Genomic DNA, 18,810 nt, shown 5'->3' on the forward strand with positions numbered 1-18,810 from the left:
CGGGCCCTGCATACGCCGCTGACACACCGAACGGCACCCCCCGGGGTGAGGGCGGGATAAGCGACCGACATAATGTCGGTCGTGGCGACAGCAACGACAGTAGAAACCGGGCACGCGCACCCGTCGGTCAATCGGCCGAACCTCACCAGCGTCGGAACCATCATCTGGTTGAGTTCCGAGCTGATGTTCTTCGCGGCCCTCTTCGCGATGTACTTCACTCTGCGATCGGTAACGGGTGCCGCGCACTGGTCAGAAATGGCCTCGTCCCTGAACCTTCCGTTCTCGGCGACCAACACCACGATTCTGGTGCTCTCCTCCCTCACCTGCCAGCTCGGCGTCTTCGCCGCCGAGCGCGGCGATGTGAAGAAGCTCCGCACCTGGTTCATCATCACGTTCGTGATGGGTGCGATCTTCATCGGCGGCCAGGTCTACGAGTACACCGACCTGGTGAAGGAGGACGGCCTCTCGCTGTCCTCGGATCCATACGGCTCGGTGTTCTACCTGACCACGGGCTTCCACGGACTGCATGTGACGGGCGGTCTGATCGCCTTCCTGCTGGTCCTCGGCAGGACGTACGCGGCCAAGAGGTTCACCCATGAACAGGCGACCGCGGCCATCGTCGTGTCCTATTACTGGCACTTCGTCGATGTCGTGTGGATCGGCCTCTTCGCCACGATCTACCTGATCCAGTAGCCGGGCCCGCAGGTCCGCACCACATCCAGCATCGACGCAGAAGATCCTGACACCGGGGTAATCCGTGAAAAAGCTCTCCGCACGACGACGCCATCCGCTGGCGGCGGTCGTCGTCCTACTCCTCGCGCTGGCGGCCACCGGGGGGCTGTACGCCGCGTTCGCGCCCGCGGGCAAGGCTCAGGCTGACGAAACCGCCCAGTCCCTCGCCATCGACGAGGGCAAGAAGCTCTACTCCGTCGGCTGCGCCAGCTGCCACGGAACCGGCGGTCAGGGCACCTCTGACGGCCCCTCCCTGGTCGGCGTGGGCGCCGCCGCGGTGGACTTCCAGGTCGGCACCGGCCGTATGCCGGCGCAGCAGCCCGGCGCTCAGGTGCCGAAGAAGAAGGCCATCTACTCGCAGTCCCAGATCGACCAGCTCGCCGCTTACGTGGCCTCGCTGGGCGCCGGTCCGAGCGTGCCGACCGACTCGCAGTACAACCCGAGCGGTGCGGACATCGCCAAGGGTGGCGAGCTGTTCCGCACCAACTGCGCCCAGTGCCACAACTTCACGGGTGAGGGCGGTGCCCTGACGAACGGCAAGTTCGCCCCCAGCCTGGAGGACGTGGACCCCAAGCACATCTACGAGGCCATGCAGACCGGCCCGCAGAACATGCCGTCCTTCCCGGACACGACGATGCCGCAGAAGCAGAAGCAGGACATCATCGCGTACCTGCACGCCGTCAACAGCGACAAGTCCGCGAGCCCCGGTGGCCTCAAGCTCGGCGGGCTCGGCCCGGTCAGCGAGGGTCTGTTCGGCTGGATCTTCGGTCTGGGTGCCCTCATCGCAGTAGCCATCTGGGTCGCGGCCCACACCGCTAAGGCCAAGAAGTCATGAGTAGCCAAGAGAATTCCGAGAGCCTGCCTGAAGCGCAGGCCACCGCGCACGGCGCGGTAGAGACCGCGGGCGACCCCTTCGCCGACCCGGGACTGCCGGCCCACAAGCCGCGCATCCAGGACATCGACGAGCGGGCGGCCAAGCGTTCCGAGCGCGCGGTCGCGTTCCTGTTCTTCCTGTCCATGGTCGCGACGGTCGGCTTCATCGCCTCGTACGTGATCTTCCCGGTCGACAAGATCGTCTTCATCTTCCCGTTCGGGCACGTCAGCGTCCTCAACTTCGCTCTGGGTCTGACCCTGGGCGTGGCGCTGTTCTGCATCGGCGCGGGCGCGGTCCACTGGGCCCGCACCCTGATGTCCGACGTGGAGATGCCGGCCGAGCGGCACGAGATCGCGGCCCCGCCGGAGGTCAAGGCGCAGGTCCTGGCCGACTTCAAGCAGGGCGCGGCCGAGTCCGGCTTCGGACGCCGCAAGCTGATCCGCAACACCATGTTCGGCGCGCTCGCCCTGGTGCCGCTCTCCGGTGTGATGCTGCTGCGCGACCTGGGCACGCTGCCCGAGGACAAGCTGCGGCACACCATGTGGTCCAAGGGCAAGGCCCTGATCAACATGAACACCAACGAGCCGCTGCGTCCCGAGGACCTGTCGGTCGGTTCGCTGACCTTCGCCAAGCCCGAGGGCCTGGAGGAGACCGCGGAGGACTTCCAGACGCAGATCGCCAAGGCAGCCCTGATGCTCGTCCGGATCAAGCCGGAGGACATCAAGGACAAGCGCGAGCTCGAGTGGTCGCACCAGGGCATCGTCGCGTACTCGAAGATCTGCACCCACGTCGGCTGCCCGATCTCCCTGTACGAGCAGCAGACGCACCACGTGCTCTGCCCGTGCCACCAGTCCACCTTCGACCTCTCCGACGGCGCCCGCGTCATCTTCGGCCCGGCCGGTCACGCCCTTCCGCAGCTGCGGATCGGCGTGAATGACGAGGGTTACCTCGAAGCGCTCGGCGACTTCGAAGAGCCCGTCGGTCCTGCCTTCTGGGAGCGCGGATGAGCACCACGACAGACGCACGGCGCGAAGCGCCCGCCGGTGAGCGGATCGCGGACTGGGCGGACGGCCGGCTCGGGATCTACTCCCTGGCCAAGGCCAACATGCGCAAGATCTTTCCGGACCACTGGTCCTTCATGCTCGGCGAGATCTGCATGTACAGCTTCATCATCATCATCCTCACGGGTGTGTATCTGACGCTGTTCTTCCACCCGAGCATGAACGAGGTCGTCTACGACGGCTCGTACGTGCCGCTGCAGGGCATGCACATGTCCGAGGCGTTCAACTCGACCATGCACATCAGCTTCGATGTGCGCGGTGGTCTGCTGATCCGGCAGATCCACCACTGGGCGGCGCTGATCTTCCTCGCCGGCATGTTCGTGCACATGATGCGCGTGTTCTTCACGGGCGCCTTCCGCAAGCCGCGTGAGGTCAACTGGCTGTTCGGCTTCCTGCTGTTCGTCCTGGGCATGTTCACCGGCTTCACCGGTTACTCGCTCCCGGACGACCTCCTTTCGGGCACCGGTGTCCGCTTCATGGAGGGCGCGATCATGTCCGTGCCGATCGTCGGCACGTACCTGTCGTTCTTCCTCTTCGGCGGCGAGTTCCCCGGCGGGGACTTCGTGGCTCGGTTCTACTCGGTCCACATCCTGCTGCTGCCGGGCATCATGCTCGGCCTGATGGTGGCTCACCTGATCCTGGTCTTCTACCACAAGCACACCCAGTTCGCGGGTCCGGGACGTACGAACAAGAACGTCGTCGGCATGCCGCTGCTCCCGGTGTACATGGCGAAGGCGGGCGGCTTCTTCTTCCTGGTCTTCGGTGTCATCGCGGTGGTCGCGGCGATCGCCTCGATCAACCCGATCTGGGCGATCGGCCCCTACCGTCCGGACCAGGTGTCCACCGGCGCCCAGCCCGACTGGTACATGGGCTTCTCCGAAGGCCTCATCCGTGTGATGCCGGGCTGGGAGATCAACCTGTGGGGCCACACGCTCGTCCTGGGTGTGTTCATTCCGCTGGTGATCTTCCCGCTGGTCCTGGCGACCATCGCGGTGTACCCGTTCATCGAGTCCTGGATCACCGGCGACAAGCGCGAGCACCACATCGCGGACCGGCCGCGCAACGCGCCGACCCGTACCGCGTTCGGTGTCGCGTGGATCACCTGGTACATGGTGCTGCTCATCGGTGGTGGAAACGACCTCTGGGCGACCCACTTCCACCTCTCGATCAACGTCATCACCTGGTTCGTGCGGATCGCGTTCTTCGTGGCCCCGGTCCTCGCGTTCGTCGCCACCAAGCGGATCTGCCTGGGTCTGCAGCGCCGCGACGCCGAGAAGGTGCTGCACGGACGCGAGTCCGGCATCATCAAGCGGCTGCCGCACGGTGAGTTCATCGAGGTCCACGAGCCGCTGGACGCCAATGCGCGCTACAAGCTCACGGCGCACGAGCAGTACAAGCCGGCCGAGATCGGCCCGACGGTCGACGAGAACGGTGTCGCCCGCAAGATCTCGCGGACGCAGAAGCTGCGCGCCAAGCTCAGCAAGGGCTACTTCGGCGAGGGGAACCAGATCCCCAAGCCGACGGCCGAGGAGTACGAAGAGATCACGAGCGGCCACGGCCACCACTGATCTCTGCTTGACCTGACGGTCGCCACAACCGAGGCTCCGGCCCGGCCCCTTCACGGGTGCCGGGCCGGGGTCTTTTGCGTACGCGGCCTTTCGCACGTCCGCACTGCGGGCACGGGCGCGGGGTGCCCCGCCCCTGTCGATAGGCTTGCGGGCGGTATCCAGTCCCCTGACCACCAGGAGCGAGCATGAGCGCTGTTCCCCCCACCGGAGGCGACACCGTGGCGGCCCACTCCTGGCCGGGCGTCCTGGACGCGCTCCTGAGCGGCACCGACCAGAGCGCCGACGTGACCGCCTGGGCGATGGACAGGATCATGCGGGGCGAGGCCACCGACGCCCAGATCGCCGCCTTCGCGGTGGCCCTGCGCGCCAAGGGCGAGACCGTCGCCGAGATCACCGGCCTGGTGCGCACCATGTACGAGCACGCCAACCTCATCGAGGTGCCGGGCCCCAGCGTGGACATCGTCGGCACCGGCGGCGACAACGCCAAGACCGTCAACATCTCCACCATGTCGGCGATCGTGGTGGCCGGCACCGGCGCCAAGGTCGTCAAGCACGGCAACCGGGCCGCCTCCTCGGCCAGTGGCGCCTCCGACGTACTGGAGAAGCTCGGCGTAAACCTCGACCTCACCCCGCAGCGGGTCGTCGAGGTCGCGGAGGAGGCCGGCATCACATTCTGCTTCGCCGTGAAGTTCCACCCGGCGCTGCGCTACGTCGCCGCGGCCCGCCGCGAGATGGGCATCCGCACCACGTTCAACTTCCTCGGCCCGCTGACCAATCCGGCCCGGGTACGGGCCCAGGCGACCGGGGTCGCGGACGCGCGGATGGCGCCCATCGTGGCGGGCGTGCTCGCCGAACGCGGCTCCTCCGCGCTGGTCTTCCGCGGCGACGACGGCCTCGACGAGCTGACCACCACCGGTACGTCCCGGGTGTGGGTGGTGCGCGACGGCCATGTGCGCGAGGAGGCCTTCGACCCGCGGGACGTCGGCATCGAGACGGTGCCCATCGAGGCGCTGCGCGGCGCGGACTCCTCGTACAACGCCGATGTCGCCCGCCGCCTCCTCGCGGGCGAGCGCGGGCCGGTGCGGGACGCGGTGCTGCTCAACTCGGCGGCGGCCCTGGTCGCCCTCGAACCGGGGCAGGGCCCGCTCGCGGGGCAGCTCGGCGCCGCGATGGCCCGGGCCGCCGAGGCCATCGACTCGGGGTCGGCCCGGCGCGCCCTGCAGCGGTGGGTCGCGGCCAGCAACGCCTGAGCCGTACGTCCCGGTCCGTAAGTCCTGAGCCGTACGGAGCCGTACGTCCTTTCCGTACGGGATGTGACGCAAGGCGCAGTCCAGATCGCGGACTGTGCCTTGCGCACGCCGGGACCTGTGGCAGGATGCTGTTCAAGGTCATGAGTGACAGCGATTTAGGCCCCGGCTCGCTGTCCGGCAACCCTCCGTCCGTGGCGGGGTGCCCCGGGTGAAGACCAGGTCGTAGGCAGCAAGGCCTACGGCAAGCGCGGACCCCTGGACATCGCGTGATGTCACAGCCCTGGGGTCCTGGTCCTCAAGGGAGCAGTCTCGTGAGCAAGCGAATGCGATAGGGCGTACCGCCCCTTCTTCACACCCTCCGCGCACCCTTCTTCGGGCTGCGTGTTCGAGGTCAACACCCGTACACGGCAAGGCAGTCGAACCCTCTCGCTCGATGCAGGGTCGCGCCGCCGTACCCGGGATCCGAAGTCAACTCGCCTTTTCCTGCCGGGAGATACCGCCATGTCCGCACGCCCTGCCGCCACCGTCACCGCTTCCGCCGCCGTCGAGTCCGCCGACCCCTGCTGTGCGGCGCCGCTGCCGGTGCTCGGCCACGATGTCACCGTGCCGCTGGTCACCGGTGGCGAGGTGACCTACGCCGCCCTCGACTACGCGGCGAGCGCGCCCGCCCTCCAGCGGGTCTGGGACGACGTCGCCGCGTACGCCCCCTACTACGGCAGCGTGCACCGCGGGGCCGGCTACCTCTCGCAGCTCTCCACCGACCTGTTCGAGAACAGCCGCGAGACGGTGGCCGAGTTCCTCGACTGCCGCCCCGGCGACCAAGTCGTGTTCACCCGCTCCACCACGGACTCGCTGAATCTGCTCGCCCAGGTGATCCCGGCGAACTGCGAGGTCTTCGTCTTCGAGACCGAGCACCACGCCTCGCTGCTGCCGTGGCGCGACGCCCGCGTGACGTACCTGAACGCGCCGCGCACCCCGCAGCAGGCCGTCGAGACCCTGGAGCGCGCGCTCGCCGACCGCGACCCCTACGGCCCGGCGCTCGTGTGCGTCACCGGCGCGTCCAACGTCACCGGTGAGCTGTGGCCGGTGAGGGAACTCGCCGCCGCGGCGCACGCCCACGGCGCCCGCATCGTCCTCGACGCCGCCCAGCTCGCGCCCCATCACCCCGTCTCCGTACGGGAGTTGGACGTCGACTGGATCGCCTTCTCCGGGCACAAGCTGTACGCGCCGTTCGGCTCGGGCGTGCTCGCCGGGCGCGCGGACTGGCTCCAGGAGTCCGAGCCGTACCTGGCCGGCGGCGGCGCCTCCAAGAAGGTCGCGCGGCGCGCCGACGGCGGCGTGGACGTCGAGTGGCACACCACGGCCGCCCGCCACGAGGCCGGGTCGCCCAACGTCATCGGCGTCTACTCCATCGCCTCCGCCTGCAAGGCGCTGACCGAGGCCGGCTTCGACTCGCTGGTCGAGCGGGAGCGGCACCTGATCGCGAAGGTGCGGGCCGGCCTGGCGGAGGTGCCCGAGGTGCGGGTCCTGTCCCTGTTCGGCGACGACGCGCCCCGGGTCGGCGTCATCTCGTTCGTCGTCGACGGCTGGAACAGCTCGCACTTCGCGGCGGCGCTGTCCGCGGAGTACGGGATCGGGGTGCGCGACGGCCTCTTCTGCGCCCACCCGCTGGTGCGCACCCTGCTCGGCAGCGACCCGCAGGACCCGGGCGAGTGCGGGGCGCCCGAGGCGGAGCCGGGAGAGCGCTCGCTCAACGCGATCCGGGTCAGCTTCGGGGCGGGTACCCCGGACGAGCACGTCGACCGCTTCGTGCGGGCGGTACGGGAGCTGGTCACCCAGGGGGCGAAGTGGCAGTACCGCACGGAGGCCGGGCGCTGCGTCCCGGCGGTGTAAACCCCGCCGGGCCACGCCTACCGGGGGCTGTCGCCCCCGGAATCCCCGGGGCTCCGCCCCGGACCTCGTTCGTGCCTTAAGGGCGCTCGTCCTCAATCTCCCCCAAGGCCTTAAGGGCCAGGGGGGACCCCCATGACAGGCTGGGTATGCCCGTACCGCACTCTGCCAGGGGCGCGGGGAACTGCGCGACCAGCCGGCCACGGTCCGCAGCCGAACGACGTCGGGAGCGGGGGTTCGGGGGCGCAGCCCCCGAGCAAAAGGGGGTTACGAGTCCAGGCCGATCGCGAAGGCCGCCTCCAGGTCGTGCTGGGAATACGTGCGGAACGCGACATGCGTATCCGTGCCCTCGACCCCCGGGATCTTGCTGATGCTGCCCGGGATGATGTCCGCGAGGTCGTCGTGGCGGGCCACCCTGACCAGCGCGATCAAGTCGTACGTACCCGTCACCGAGTACACCTCGCTGACGCTGTCGAGCGCCGCGATGGACTCCGCGATCTCGGGAATCCGGTCCACGCTGGTCTTGATGAGCACGATCGCGGTGATCACGGCTGGCTTTCTCCCTCGGTGGCGGCCGGACCCGCGGGCTTCACGGGCTTTCGGCGTTTCACTCTATCCGCCCCTCGGAATCGGACCCACGCGTAGAGGAAGCCGAGGCCGAAGCCGATGAGATGGGCGAGGTAGGCCACCCCGGGCCCGGGCGGCGCGCTCTGGATCGCCAGCCATTGCAGGGCGAACCAGAAGACCAGGACCATCCAGGCGGGGAACCGCAGCGGCAGGAACAGCAGGAACGGGAAGATGCTGGTCACCCTGGCCCTGGGGAAGAGGCAGAGGAACGCGCCAAGGACCGCCGAGATGGCCCCGGACGCCCCCACCAGGGTCTGGTCCGAATCCGCGTGCGCCGCCGCGTACCCGAGCAGCGCCAGATAGCCGGCCGCCAGGTAGAACAGTGCGAACTCCAGCCGGCCCATGCCTTCCTCGGCCATCGCGCCGAAGACGTACAGGAACAGCATGTTGCCGAGCAGATGCAGCCAGCTGCCGTGCACGAACAGGGCGGTGAGCGGGGTGAGCAGGGTGTGCGGCCGCCCCGCCATCAGCTCTTTCGGGATGACGCCCCAGAGGGTGAAGTAGTCGCTCTGGGCACTCAGGATCGCGTCACCCGTTCCGTACCCCGTATTCAGGCCGGAGACCGGGCTGATGACGAAGAGCAGGCAGCAGGCGGTGATCAGGCCGTACGTCATGGTCGGGCCGTGCACCGCGCCCTTGAGGATCGCCGTTCCCCGCCGCTTGATCATGGGGAGAGAATGGCCTAAAGGGAGCTTTCGGTACAGACCGCCTCGCCGTGCCGGGGCCCGACGGGTAGGCCGTAGGGTTGCGGGCAGTACTCCCGCAGTTCGACGGCGCACCGCGAGATCCTGGACCATGGAAGTGGAAAGAGGACGGCACCACATGACCACCGTTCCCCAGCCGACCGCCGAGACCCGGTGGCGCTGCACGCTCTGCGGAAACCTCACCCGTTTCGATGTCACCCGCTCGTCGAAAGTGATCGAGTACGTCCACCTGGACCTCGCCGGAGAGCCCAAGGTGGAAGAACGCGAGGTGGTCAGTGAGACCATCGAGTCGGTCCGCTGCCGCTGGTGCAACGCGGTGGACCAGATCGAGCTAGTGGACCGGCCGGGTACCGACGCCGCGACCGCCTCCTGAGGGCGGCCGCCCGAGCGGTACGGATGACAGTTGGGGTGACGGATTGTGGAGCATGCAAGCGGTGCCGACCCGGCCGCTGCGGCCGGTGACGGCCCCGCCGAGGTGCTCGACCGCCCGCTGCCCGAAGGGGTGCGGCGCCGGGTCGTCGCCTTCGTCTCGGAGGCGTTCGGCGGCCTGACCGTCACCGAACTGCCGGGACAATTGCGGCAGTACGCCCGGTTCACCCCGACCCGGCGCGCCAAGTTCGCGGGGAACGCGATGGCCGCCGCGCTGGAGAGCGACCCCGTGTTCCGCCAGCGGATCGGCGAGCGGCTCAAGGAGTCGCAGCCCGAGCTCGCCGGCGCCGTCGAGGCCGGCTCGCCGCCCGCGGCCGCCGATCCCGTGGACGTGGCGGCCGCCGCCTATGTGCTGCGCCCCACCGGCTGGGTGAAGCTGGTCGCGGCGGCCGGCGAGGAGGCCCAGCGGGCGTTCGCCGAGCGGGCCGACGAGGAGGGCCGGCGCGAACTGGAGCGGCTGCGCGAGGAACTCGCCGAGGCCCGCGCCCTGATCAAGTCCGAGAACGAGGCGCTGCGTCTCGAACTGCTCGCCGCCCGCAAGGAAGCCGAAACGCTCCAGCGCAAGCTACGCAGCGCCCAGAGCGATGTGAAGCGCGGCGAGGCCGCGCTGCGCCGTACCACCTCCGAGATCGACGGCATCAAGTCCGAGGCGGCCGCGCAGGTCGCCGCCGCCGAGAGCGAGACCCGGCGGCTCAAGACGCGGCTCGGCGAGGCCGAGGCGGGTCTTGAGGCGAGCCGGCGCGCGGTCCGCGAGGGGCGTTCGGTGGAGGACATGCGGCTGCGGCTGCTGCTCGACACCGTCCTGGAGGGCGCCCAGGGCCTGCGCCGCGAACTGGCCCTGCCGCCCGCCGCCGTACGCCCCGCCGACACCGTGGACGCGGTCGCGCCGGGCAACATGACGCCCAAGGACATCGCGGCCCGGGCCCTGTCGGAGACCGACCCGGCGCTGCTCGACCAGCTGCTCGGGCTGCCCCAGGTGCACCTGGTCGTGGACGGCTACAACGTCACCAAGACGGGCTATCCGACGATGCCGTTGGAGAAGCAGCGCCTCAGGCTGCTCGGCGGCCTGTCCGTGCTTGCCGCTCAGACGGGCGCCGAGGTCACCTGTGTCTTCGACGGCGCGGAGCTGGCGGCTCCGGTACTGCTCGCGCCGCCCAGGGGCGTACGCGTCCTGTTCTCGAAGCCCGGGGTGACCGCGGACGAGCTGATCCGCCAGCTGGTGCGGGCCGAGCCGTCCGGGCGGCCCGTGGTCGTCGTCTCGACGGACAAGGAAGTCGCGGACGGCGTGGCGAAGGCGGGCGCCCGCCCGGTCGCGTCCCTGCTGCTCCTGAAGCGTCTTTCACGCGTCTGACGCATTCAGGGCGTTTGGCAACTCCTGTGTTCAATGCCCGAATTCGGGTGATCGCCGGCCAGCGCTCCGTCAAGTGCCAACTACTGCGCGTGGGGTGACAGTAAAGAATCACCTGGGCCCCGGAGTTTTTTCCTATCAGGATTTGAACTGATCACAGGAAGGTCACTAGGGTCGGGCCTCGTACCTTCACGCGTTGATCACTCGTCCCGGGGTGACCGTGAAGGTCCCGCCGAGTGTGTTCTGTTCGGCGGCTGAGGAAGAAGGAGCTCGCCTTCGTGGGGTCCCACCGTCGTCCCAAGCCCGCGAGCCGCACCCGCGTGACCGTGCTCAGCGCGACCGCGGCCGCAGTCGTCGCTCTTACTTCGCAGGCTGCCCAGGCGGACCCGAAGCCCTCCAAGGACGAGGTCAAGAGCAAGGTCGACAAGCTCTACGACGAGGCCGAGCAGGCGACCGAGGCGGCCAACGGCGCCAAGGAGAAGCAGGCCGCCCTGGAGAAGGAGATCGGGCAGATCCAGGACAAGGTCGCCCGCGGTCAGCAGGAGCTCAACACCCTGCGCAGCGGCCTCGGTTCGATGGCCTCGGCCCAGTACCGCTCCGGTGGCATCGACCCCTCGCTGGCGCTCTTCCTCTCCTCCAACCCGGACGACTTCCTGGACAAGGCCTCCTCCCTCGACCAGCTGAGCGCCAATCAGACCGAGGCGCTGCAGAAGATCCAGGGCAAGCAGCGCACCCTCGCGCAGGAGCGCAAGGAAGCCGAGGGCAAGCTGAAGGACCTCGCCGACACCCGCAAGGTGCTCGACGACAAGAAGAAGGAAGTCCAGGGCAAGCTCGGCGACGCGCAGACGCTGCTCAACTCGCTGACCGCGCAGGAGAAGGCCGCGCTCGCCGCCGACGAATCGCGTGCCAACCGCTCCAACGAGCGCCCGAACCTCGGCAACGTGCCCGCCTCGGGTGTCGGCGGCGCCGCCCTCGCCGCGGCCCAGACCCAGCTCGGCAAGCCGTACAGCTACGGCGCGACCGGCATGGCGACCTTCGACTGCTCGGGTCTGACGGGCTACGCCTACAGCCAGGCCGGCGTCCACCTGCCGCGTACCTCGCAGGAGCAGGCCACCGCGGGCACCCAGATCGGCCGCGGCGACCTCAAGCCCGGCGACCTGGTGCTCTTCTACGGGGACCTGCACCACATCGGCCTCTACGCCGGCAATGGCATGGTGCTGCACGCGCCGCGGACCGGCACGGTCGTTCGCTACGAGTCGATGGACAACATGCCGTTCCAGTTCGGTGTGCGCATCGGCTGACCCGCCTTCCCCTCCGTCAGCAGCCGATGCCGCCCAAACGGGCGAATTACGACAACTCGCGCTGACGCCACGCCCCACCGGTGACCTGTGCTCTCCGGTGGGGCGTCACTTTGCGTAGGCGGCGGGGTCGTTGGCCGCCCGGTGTGCGCCCGGTTACTGTCCGGCGTGCGGTTTCCCCGGTGACTCGCCGCCCGCCCGGGCGGCAGGGGCCGCACGCAGTGCAAGGGAGTGCGGCATACGTGGCGTCCCATCGCCGGCCTTCGCAGTCGGGCCTGACCCAGAGCGCCCGCGTCACCGTCCTTTCGGCGGCGGCGGCAACCGCCGCGGCAGCCCTCGCGGCCCCCGCGGCCAGCGCCGACCCGCAGGAGCCGGCCTCCTCGGGACAGGCCAAGGTGGACCGCCTCTTCGAGGAGGCCGAGCAGGCCACCGAGCAGTACGACAAGGCCGACGCGCACGCGCGGGAGCTGCGCGAGCAGGTCAAGCAGGCGCAGGACGGCGTCGCGCGCGGCCAGGACAGGATCAACCGCATGCGGGGCGCGCTCGGCGCGATCGCCGGGGCGCAGTACCGCCAGGGCGGCATCGACCCCGCGCTCGCCCTGCTCCTGTCCTCGAACCCGGCCACGTATCTCGACCGGGCCGCCACCCTCGACCGGCTGAGCGAGCGTCAGGCCGGTGCGCTCCGGGACCTCCAGCGCGAGCAGCGGCGCCTGTCGCAGCAGCGCGCCGAGGCCGGCCGCAAACTCGCCGAGCTGGAGCGCAGCCGCACCGAGGTGGCCCGGCACAAGCGGACCGTGGAGTCGAAACTGGCCGAGGCGCGCCGCACGCTGAACGCGATGCCCACCGCCGACCGGGCCGCCTTCGACCGCGCCTCCCGCTCGGGACGCACCGAACTGCCCGCGCTCTCCGACTCGGCGCCCGCTTCCGCGCGGGCCGCGGCGGCCGTGATGGCGGCCCGCGCGGCGATCGGCAAGCCGTACATCTGGGGCTCCAGCGGGCCCGCCGGGTTCGACTGTTCGGGCCTCATGCAGTGGTCGTACGCCCAGGCCGGACTCGGCCTGCCGCGCACCTCGCAGGAGCAGCGGTACGCCGGCCACCAGGTGCCGCTCTCCGAGGCGAAGCCCGGCGACCTGATCACGTACCGGCACGACGCCAGCCACATCGCCATGTACATGGGGAACGGTCAGGTGGTGCACGCGCCGTATCCGGGGGCGCCGGTGCGCTACGACCCCGTGGGGATGATGCCCATTTCCTCGGTGACGCGCGTCTGACCGTACGATCGGCGGCGTGGCAGGTCATGGACGTGGTCGAGGGGTGTGGCGCGGGCGGGCGGCGGGATGCGCGCTCACCGCGCTGCTGCTCGTGGCCGGCTGCTCGGCGCCCGGCTCGGCCCCCGACGCCACGGCGAACCAGGTGCAGCAGGTCCTCGACCGGCGGGCCGCCGCGGTCCTGAAGCACGACGAGGCCGGCTATCTGGCCGCCGTCGACCCCGCAGCCGCCGGCCTGCGGGTGGCTCAGCGCACCGAGCTCGGCAACCTCGCGCAGGTGCCGCTCGGCTCCTGGGCGTACAAGGTCACCGGCGTGGACCGGCGCGGTGCGACGGCGATCGCCAAGGTGGATCTGCGCTACCGCATCGAGGGCTACGACACCGCCCCCGTGACGGCCGCCCGCACCCTGACCCTCGACCGGCGCGGCGGCAGCTGGTACGTCACCGACGACCGGCCCGCCCAGGGTGCCGCCCAGCTGCTGTGGCAGCAGGGCCCGGTCACGGCCGTGCGCGGCGCCCACAGCCTGATCCTCGGGGTGGGCCAGGACCGGGCGAAGCTGGACGGGATCGCGGCCGCGGAGGACGCGGCGGTACCGGCGGTTTCGGCTGCTTGGCCGGGCAATTGGGCAGGCCGGGTCGTGGTCCTCGTCCCCTCCTCCCTCGATGGCATGGCCGCACTGCTCGGCGCGCCCGCCGCCTCCTACCGGGGCATCGCGGCGGTGACCACCGGCGAGGCGGGCGGCGCGGCGGCGGCCCCGGCGGACCGGGTGATCGTCAACCCGGAGGCGTACGCGGTCCTCGGCGACCTGGGGCGCAAGGTCGTCCTCACCCACGAGACCACCCACGTCGCCACCCGGGCCCACACCTCGCCCGCCACCCCGATGTGGCTCTCGGAGGGCTACGCGGACTGGGTCGGCTACCGCGACACCGGCCGCACCGCCCCCCAGGCCGCCCCCGAACTCCAGAAGGCCGTCCGCGCGGGCGGCCTGCCGGCCGATCTGCCGAGCGACGCCGACTTCGGCTTCGACGGCGGCGCGGACCGCCTGGCGCGAGCGTACGAGGGCGGCTGGCTGGCCTGCCGCCTGATCGCCACCCGCTGGAGCGAGGCGACGCTGGCCCGCTTCTATACGAAGGTCGGCGACCAGCCCCACCGCGAGGGGGCGCTGGAGAAGGCGATGCAGGAGGAACTCGGCCTGTCCCCAAGGGAGTTCACGGCGCGGTGGCGGGAGTACGTACGGGGACAGCTGGCCTGATCAGGGCTTGTCCAGCTGCCTGATCGCCTCCGCCAGCCACTTCTTCTCCTCCGTGCCGGTGGCGCGCGCGATCCGCAGCATGCCCTGGCGGAACAGGTCCGGCGCCTGCTCGGCCGCGACGGGCTCGCCCTCGCGGTAGAAGAAGCTCGCCGGTGTTTCGAGGAAGGCCTGGCGTCGCCTCAGGACGGCCGCCTGCTCGGCGGGGTCGGGCAGGTGCCGCAGGAAGGCGAGCAGGGTGAAGAACCGCTGCCCGTCGGTGATCTCGACATCCTTGGGGTGCCGCAGCCGCTCCAGGAGCCCGGCGCGGCCCGCGTCCGTGAGGGAGAGGATGCGCCGGGGCGCGGCCCCGCTGCCCGGCTCGGTGTGCTGCTCCAGGGCGCCCGCCTTGGCGAGGCGGGTGATCGCCGGGTACAGGGCTCCGTCGCTGACCGGCCGGATGTGGCCGCTGAGGCCCTTGATGCGCTCCTTGAGCTCGTAGCCGTGGAGGGGCTCCTCGTACAGGAATCCCAGGATCGACAGCTCCAGCATGGGCGCCCCTCGTCTTGTCCGGTTGCCGTGTCTCATGCTACCTCTTATCGAGTTACCTCGAATCGAGGTATTGCGCAGGGGGAAACGGGGGAGAGGGCATGGGGCCGACTGCTCATCGCCGGGCGCTGGTGGCGCTCGCGTATCCGGTCTACTTCGAGCTCCTGGCCGGGGTCGCGGCCGGAATCATCAACATGGTCTGGGTGGCCCGGCTCGGCGGGGACTCGGTGGCTGCGGTCGCTGTCGCCACCAATGTCGAGAACGTGCTGCTCGGGGTCGTCCTCATGGCCGGGTCGGGCACGACCGTGCTGCTCGCCCGGGCCAGGGGCGCCGGGGACTCGGGCGGGGTGCGGGCGGCGGCGCGGGGCGGCTGGGCGCTGTGGGCGCTGCTCACCCCGGTCGTCACGGCGGGCGGGTTCCTGTGCCGGGAGCCGCTGGCGCGCCTGGTGCTCGGCGGCGACGGCGGCGCGGCCCTGCCCCTCGCCGCCGGCTACTTCTCCGTCGCGCTGCCCGGCATCGCGGTCTTCTTCGCCGCCAACGTCGTGGACGGCATCCTCAAGGGCACGGGCGACACCCGCACCCCGATGTGCCTCGCCCTGCTCGCCAACGGGCTGATCCTCGTCCTCGACCCGCTGCTCATCCTGGGCTGCGGCCTCGGCGTGCGGGGCGCGGCCATCGCCACCGTGCTCGGGCGGACCGTCGCGCTGGGGCGGGGGCTTGTGGTGCTGCGGCGGAGCGCCGTGCTGCGCGCGGCCGGGCCCTCGCCACGCTCCCTGTCCGCCGATCTGCGCCGCACGGTGCGCACCGGACTGCCCATGTCCGCCGACTTCGTCGTGCGCATGGGCGGAGCGCTCGCCCTTGTCGGGGTCGTCGCCCGGATCGGTGTCGCCGAGGTCGCCGCGTACGGCATCGCGACCAAGGCGGTGTACGTGGCGACCATGGCCTTCTACTCCGTACGCCAGGCCGCCGCGATCCACACCGCGCGGCTGCTCGGGTCCGGGCGGGACGAGCGGCGGGCCGTCGCGCGGGCGGCGCTTCGCGTCTCGGGGGCGGTGGGGGTCGCGGCGCTCCTCGTGCTGCTCGCCGCGGCTCCCTGGATCATGGCGGCGTTCGGCGCGCGCGGGGAGGTGGCCGCGGCCGGAGGACTGTATCTGCGCTGCCTTGGGCCCTACTTGGTGCTGCTCGCCTGCTTCATCGCGGTGGGCGGAGTCTTCGAGGGCAGCGGCGGCAGTCCGCTCCTGGCGCGGATCACCGGATGCGGCGTGGTGCTCCAACTGGCGCTCGCCCACGGCCTGTCGGTGCTCGGCCTGCCCGGCATCTGCCTGGCTGTCGCGCTCGCCGCGGCCGCCCAGTTTGCGGCCCTGGCGTGGCTCTGCCGACGTACCCCGAAGCCTCAGCAGGTGGTGGACGGCTCGGTCCTGCGGGTGGGCTGAAGGGGGAGCGGCGGGAGGTTGCGGCTGGGGGACGTCGACTGCCACAGGCGGCGGCAGGCGAGGAGCGAGGCGGTCAGCAGGAGACCGTTGCGTACGACCAGGAGGAGTACGCCCACCCAGTCGCTCGCCACCACGTGCGAGAACCAGACCGGGAACTCCAGGAGGGTCACGCCCGTCGCCGCCAGGACCAGCTGGGCCGGGCGGGTCATCGGAGTGCGGCGGAAGACCAGGCACACCGCGGCCAGGCCCACCAGCCACAGGAGGTACTGGGGGCTGATCACCCGGCTCGTCGTCGTGAAGAGCAGTACGGCGGCGAAGGCCGCGTCCGCCAGGGTGCTCGGGCGCGTCGGGCCGCAGGACCTCAGACGCCACAGCAGCAGCCAGCCGAAGGCGAGCGCGGTCAGCGCCATCGCGAGGGTGGACACCAGAGAGACGTACGGGCCGAGGAACTCCACCGAGCCGTAGTTCAGCTGCACCCGGCCGTTCCAGCCGAAGTGCCGGGCCACGTGGAAGACCAGACCGCCGAGCGACTCGACCTCCGTGCCCCGCTCCCGCTGGAACGTGAGGAAGGCGAGCGCGCCCGGCGCCGCCGCCATGCAGGCCCCCAGGATCGCGGCGCCGGCCACCATGGCGGTCGTCCAGGACCGGCGCGGGGCGCGGATCAGCAGGAGCACCGGCCACACCTTCAACAGCGCCCCGAACGCGGCGAGCGCGCCCAGGAGCCGCGGGTGGCGGACGCCCGCGAGCAGCGCCGCGACCGCGACCGCGGTCACCATCAGGTCGTAGCGGGCGTACACGGTGGGGCCGAGCAGCGGGACGCCGACGGCCCACATCCAGGCGCCGTTCAGGGACTTGCCCGGGCGGCCCGCCGCGTACATGAGGAGGCCGAGGACCGCCGTGTCCGCCAGGAAGACGAGGAGGAAGAACGCCGTCGCGTAGTCGAGGAAGGGGAGCGCCGCGGGGGAGAGGATCGCGAGGGCCGCGGCCGGCGGGTACTGCCAGGTCACGTCGTCCAGCGGATACGTGCCGGTCGCGAGCACCTGCGACCAGCCCTGGTAGATGACATGGACGTCGCTGGTGACGTCCGGGCCCGGCAGGACGAGCACCCTGAAGACGCCGAACAGCAGCAGATAGCGGGTCGCGGCCCAGGTGACCGCCACTGCGAAGGGGCGCCGCAGGATGCTCATTTTTGTGTCCGTCTCGTCCTCATTTGGGGGCCGGACCAGTCATGATGCCGGGTATCCGGGCGCCTCGGCCGTCAGGCGGGGCCCTTTCGGTTCCGTGGCGCCGCCCCGCCGCCTCCCTTCGGCCGCGCGCCCCGGGTTCGGTACTGTCGGCGGCGATGCACAAGACCTTGATCGTGACCAATGACTTCCCGCCGCGCCCCGGCGGGATCCAGGCGTTCCTGCACAACATGGCGCTGCGCCTCGATCCCGAGCAGATCGTCGTCTACGCCTCGACGTGGAAGCGGAGCCGGGAGGGCGTCGAGGCGACCGCCGTATTCGACGCCGAGCAGCCGTTCACCGTTGTACGGGACCGCACCACGATGCTGCTCCCCACCCCCAGGGTCACCCGTCGGGCCGTCTCCCTGCTGCGCGAACACCGCTGCTCCTCCGTGTGGTTCGGGGCGGCGGCGCCGCTCGGCCTCATGGGGCCCGCGCTGCGCAGGGCCGGCGCGGAGCGCCTGGTGGCGACCACGCACGGGCACGAGGCCGGATGGGCCCAACTCCCCGCCGCGCGGCAGCTGTTGAGGCGGATCGGCGAGGGCACGGACACGATCACCTATCTGGGTGAGTACACCCGCTCCCGGATCGCGGACGCGCTGACCCAGCAGGCCGCGGCCCGCATGGTCCAACTCCCGCCCGGCGTGGACGAGAAGACCTTCCACCCCGGCTCCGGCGGCGACGCCGTCCGCGCACGGCTCGGGCTCGCCGACCGGCCCGTCGTGGTCTGTGTCTCGCGGCTCGTGCCGCGCAAGGGCCAGGACACGCTGATCCTTGCCATGCCGGCGATCCTCGCGCAGGTGCCGGAGGCGGTACTGCTCATCGTGGGCGGCGGGCCGTACGAGGCCGACCTGCGCAAACTCGCCCTGGACACGGGGGTTTCGGCCTCCGTCCGCTTCACCGGGGCGGTGCCGTGGGAGGAGCTTCCCGCGCACTACGGGGCGGGCGACGTCTTCGCGATGCCGTGCCGCACCCGGCGCGGGGGCCTGGACGTCGAGGGCCTCGGCATCGTCTATCTGGAAGCCTCGGCCACCGGCCTGCCCGTGGTCGCGGGCGACTCCGGCGGCGCGCCCGACGCGGTGCTCGACGGCGAGACGGGCTGGGTGGTGCGGGGCGGTTCCCCCGAGGACTCGGCGGACCGCATCGTCACCCTGCTCCAGGACGCGGAGCTGCGGCGGCGGATGGGGGAGCGGGGGCGGGGCTGGGTCGAGGAGAGGTGGCGCTGGGATCTCCTGGCGGAGAAGCTGAGGGGTCTGCTTTAGCGGGGCTTCGCTCCGCGGGGGTGCGGCTGCGCTCCGCGGGGGTGCGGGTATTCGACGCTGGGGCCG

General features: G+C 70.9%; 17 protein-coding genes and 1 riboswitch. Of the genes, 13 read left to right on the plus strand and 4 right to left on the minus strand.

Going from position 1 to position 18,810, the window contains the following annotated elements:
- Positions 1 to 72 precede the first annotated feature (72 nt).
- The 6 genes from ctaE to ACSHXC_RS28220 all read left to right on the plus strand — a co-directional run bounded on the left by ctaE (position 73) and on the right by ACSHXC_RS28220 (position 7,378).
- Positions 73 to 693, plus strand: a complete 621-nt coding sequence (ctaE, locus tag ACSHXC_RS28195; RefSeq protein WP_438294264.1) for an aa3-type cytochrome oxidase subunit III — start codon at positions 73 to 75, stop codon at positions 691 to 693.
- Positions 694 to 757: 64 nt separating this feature from the next.
- Positions 758 to 1,567, plus strand: a complete 810-nt coding sequence (gene qcrC / locus ACSHXC_RS28200; RefSeq protein WP_385999433.1) for a cytochrome bc1 complex diheme cytochrome c subunit — start codon at positions 758 to 760, stop codon at positions 1,565 to 1,567.
- Entirely contained in the window at positions 1,564 to 2,613 is a 1,050-nt protein-coding gene (gene qcrA, locus ACSHXC_RS28205; RefSeq protein WP_438294265.1) for a cytochrome bc1 complex Rieske iron-sulfur subunit, read from the plus strand. The genes qcrC and qcrA overlap by 4 nt, the downstream gene beginning before the upstream one ends.
- Positions 2,610 to 4,235: a cytochrome bc1 complex cytochrome b subunit gene (gene qcrB / locus ACSHXC_RS28210; RefSeq protein ID WP_438294266.1), complete on the plus strand. Its 1,626-nt coding sequence runs from the start codon at positions 2,610 to 2,612 to the stop codon at positions 4,233 to 4,235. The genes qcrA and qcrB overlap by 4 nt, the downstream gene beginning before the upstream one ends.
- Positions 4,236 to 4,420: 185 nt before the next feature.
- Complete coding sequence (trpD, locus tag ACSHXC_RS28215; RefSeq protein ID WP_438294267.1) at positions 4,421 to 5,485, plus strand: anthranilate phosphoribosyltransferase; 1,065 nt, start codon at positions 4,421 to 4,423, stop codon at positions 5,483 to 5,485.
- A 136-nt stretch (positions 5,486 to 5,621) separates the two neighbouring features.
- A riboswitch (SAM riboswitch) is annotated at positions 5,622 to 5,739 on the plus strand.
- A gap of 247 nt (positions 5,740 to 5,986) precedes the next feature.
- Entirely contained in the window at positions 5,987 to 7,378 is a 1,392-nt protein-coding gene (locus tag ACSHXC_RS28220; RefSeq protein WP_438294268.1) for an aminotransferase class V-fold PLP-dependent enzyme, read from the plus strand.
- A gap of 264 nt (positions 7,379 to 7,642) precedes the next feature.
- Here ACSHXC_RS28220 and ACSHXC_RS28225 read toward each other — a convergent pair whose 3' ends face one another.
- Positions 7,643 to 7,924, minus strand: coding sequence for an Lrp/AsnC family transcriptional regulator (locus tag ACSHXC_RS28225; protein WP_053727718.1), 282 nt, complete (start codon positions 7,922 to 7,924; stop codon positions 7,643 to 7,645).
- On the minus strand, positions 7,921 to 8,670 hold the full coding sequence (locus tag ACSHXC_RS28230; protein WP_438294269.1) for a rhomboid family intramembrane serine protease: 750 nt from the start codon (positions 8,668 to 8,670) through the stop codon (positions 7,921 to 7,923). The genes ACSHXC_RS28225 and ACSHXC_RS28230 overlap by 4 nt, the downstream gene beginning before the upstream one ends.
- A gap of 154 nt (positions 8,671 to 8,824) precedes the next feature.
- Here ACSHXC_RS28230 and ACSHXC_RS28235 point away from each other — a divergent pair, with 154 nt between their 5' ends.
- The 5 genes from ACSHXC_RS28235 (at position 8,825) to ACSHXC_RS28255 (ending at position 14,301) form a co-directional block, all read left to right on the plus strand.
- On the plus strand, positions 8,825 to 9,079 hold the full coding sequence (locus ACSHXC_RS28235) for a hypothetical protein (protein WP_386100543.1): 255 nt from the start codon (positions 8,825 to 8,827) through the stop codon (positions 9,077 to 9,079).
- 45 nt (positions 9,080 to 9,124) lie between these two features.
- Positions 9,125 to 10,486, plus strand: a complete 1,362-nt coding sequence (locus tag ACSHXC_RS28240) for an NYN domain-containing protein (protein ID WP_438294270.1) — start codon at positions 9,125 to 9,127, stop codon at positions 10,484 to 10,486.
- 275 nt (positions 10,487 to 10,761) lie between these two features.
- A complete protein-coding gene (locus ACSHXC_RS28245; protein ID WP_438294271.1) occupies positions 10,762 to 11,784 on the plus strand; it encodes an NlpC/P60 family protein in 1,023 nt (340 codons plus the stop codon).
- 239 nt (positions 11,785 to 12,023) lie between these two features.
- Positions 12,024 to 13,052 carry an NlpC/P60 family protein gene (locus tag ACSHXC_RS28250; RefSeq protein ID WP_438294272.1) on the plus strand — a complete coding sequence of 343 codons (1,029 nt, stop codon included), beginning with the start codon at positions 12,024 to 12,026 and terminating at the stop codon, positions 13,050 to 13,052.
- A 16-nt stretch (positions 13,053 to 13,068) separates the two neighbouring features.
- A complete protein-coding gene (locus tag ACSHXC_RS28255; RefSeq protein ID WP_438294273.1) occupies positions 13,069 to 14,301 on the plus strand; it encodes a hypothetical protein in 1,233 nt (410 codons plus the stop codon).
- On the opposite strand, the gene ACSHXC_RS28260 is transcribed toward ACSHXC_RS28255, so the two are convergent.
- Positions 14,302 to 14,829 carry a PadR family transcriptional regulator gene (locus tag ACSHXC_RS28260; RefSeq protein WP_438294274.1) on the minus strand — a complete coding sequence of 176 codons (528 nt, stop codon included), beginning with the start codon at positions 14,827 to 14,829 and terminating at the stop codon, positions 14,302 to 14,304.
- Between the two features lie 98 nt (positions 14,830 to 14,927).
- On the opposite strand from ACSHXC_RS28260, the gene ACSHXC_RS28265 reads away from it, so the two are divergent.
- Positions 14,928 to 16,259, plus strand: a complete 1,332-nt coding sequence (locus ACSHXC_RS28265; protein ID WP_438294275.1) for an MATE family efflux transporter — start codon at positions 14,928 to 14,930, stop codon at positions 16,257 to 16,259.
- Here the strand turns inward: ACSHXC_RS28265 and ACSHXC_RS28270 are convergent.
- Positions 16,220 to 17,446, minus strand: coding sequence for a glycosyltransferase 87 family protein (locus ACSHXC_RS28270; protein ID WP_438294276.1), 1,227 nt, complete (start codon positions 17,444 to 17,446; stop codon positions 16,220 to 16,222). The two genes, ACSHXC_RS28265 and ACSHXC_RS28270, sit on opposite strands and share 40 nt — an antisense overlap.
- A gap of 155 nt (positions 17,447 to 17,601) precedes the next feature.
- Between ACSHXC_RS28270 and ACSHXC_RS28275 the strand changes: the two genes are divergently transcribed.
- Positions 17,602 to 18,744 carry a glycosyltransferase family 4 protein gene (locus tag ACSHXC_RS28275; protein ID WP_438294277.1) on the plus strand — a complete coding sequence of 381 codons (1,143 nt, stop codon included), beginning with the start codon at positions 17,602 to 17,604 and terminating at the stop codon, positions 18,742 to 18,744.
- Positions 18,745 to 18,810: the final 66 nt, after the last annotated feature.

The sequence above is a fragment of the Streptomyces sp. HUAS TT7 genome, from assembly GCF_051550175.1.
Lineage (GTDB): Bacteria > Actinomycetota > Actinomycetes > Streptomycetales > Streptomycetaceae > Streptomyces.

Coding starts and splice junctions, on each gene's coding strand:
- ACSHXC_RS28265 (WP_438294275.1), top strand. CDS start 14,928: ATGGGGCCGACTGCTCATCGCCGGGCGCTGGTGGCGCTCGCGTATCCG.
- qcrB (WP_438294266.1), top strand. CDS start 2,610: ATGAGCACCACGACAGACGCACGGCGCGAAGCGCCCGCCGGTGAGCGG.
- ctaE (WP_438294264.1), top strand. CDS start 73: ATGTCGGTCGTGGCGACAGCAACGACAGTAGAAACCGGGCACGCGCAC.
- ACSHXC_RS28260 (WP_438294274.1), bottom strand. CDS start 14,829: ATGCTGGAGCTGTCGATCCTGGGATTCCTGTACGAGGAGCCCCTCCAC.
- ACSHXC_RS28270 (WP_438294276.1), bottom strand. CDS start 17,446: ATGAGCATCCTGCGGCGCCCCTTCGCAGTGGCGGTCACCTGGGCCGCG.
- ACSHXC_RS28235 (WP_386100543.1), top strand. CDS start 8,825: ATGACCACCGTTCCCCAGCCGACCGCCGAGACCCGGTGGCGCTGCACG.
- ACSHXC_RS28230 (WP_438294269.1), bottom strand. CDS start 8,670: ATGATCAAGCGGCGGGGAACGGCGATCCTCAAGGGCGCGGTGCACGGC.
- trpD (WP_438294267.1), top strand. CDS start 4,421: ATGAGCGCTGTTCCCCCCACCGGAGGCGACACCGTGGCGGCCCACTCC.
- ACSHXC_RS28275 (WP_438294277.1), top strand. CDS start 17,602: ATGCACAAGACCTTGATCGTGACCAATGACTTCCCGCCGCGCCCCGGC.
- qcrA (WP_438294265.1), top strand. CDS start 1,564: ATGAGTAGCCAAGAGAATTCCGAGAGCCTGCCTGAAGCGCAGGCCACC.
- ACSHXC_RS28220 (WP_438294268.1), top strand. CDS start 5,987: ATGTCCGCACGCCCTGCCGCCACCGTCACCGCTTCCGCCGCCGTCGAG.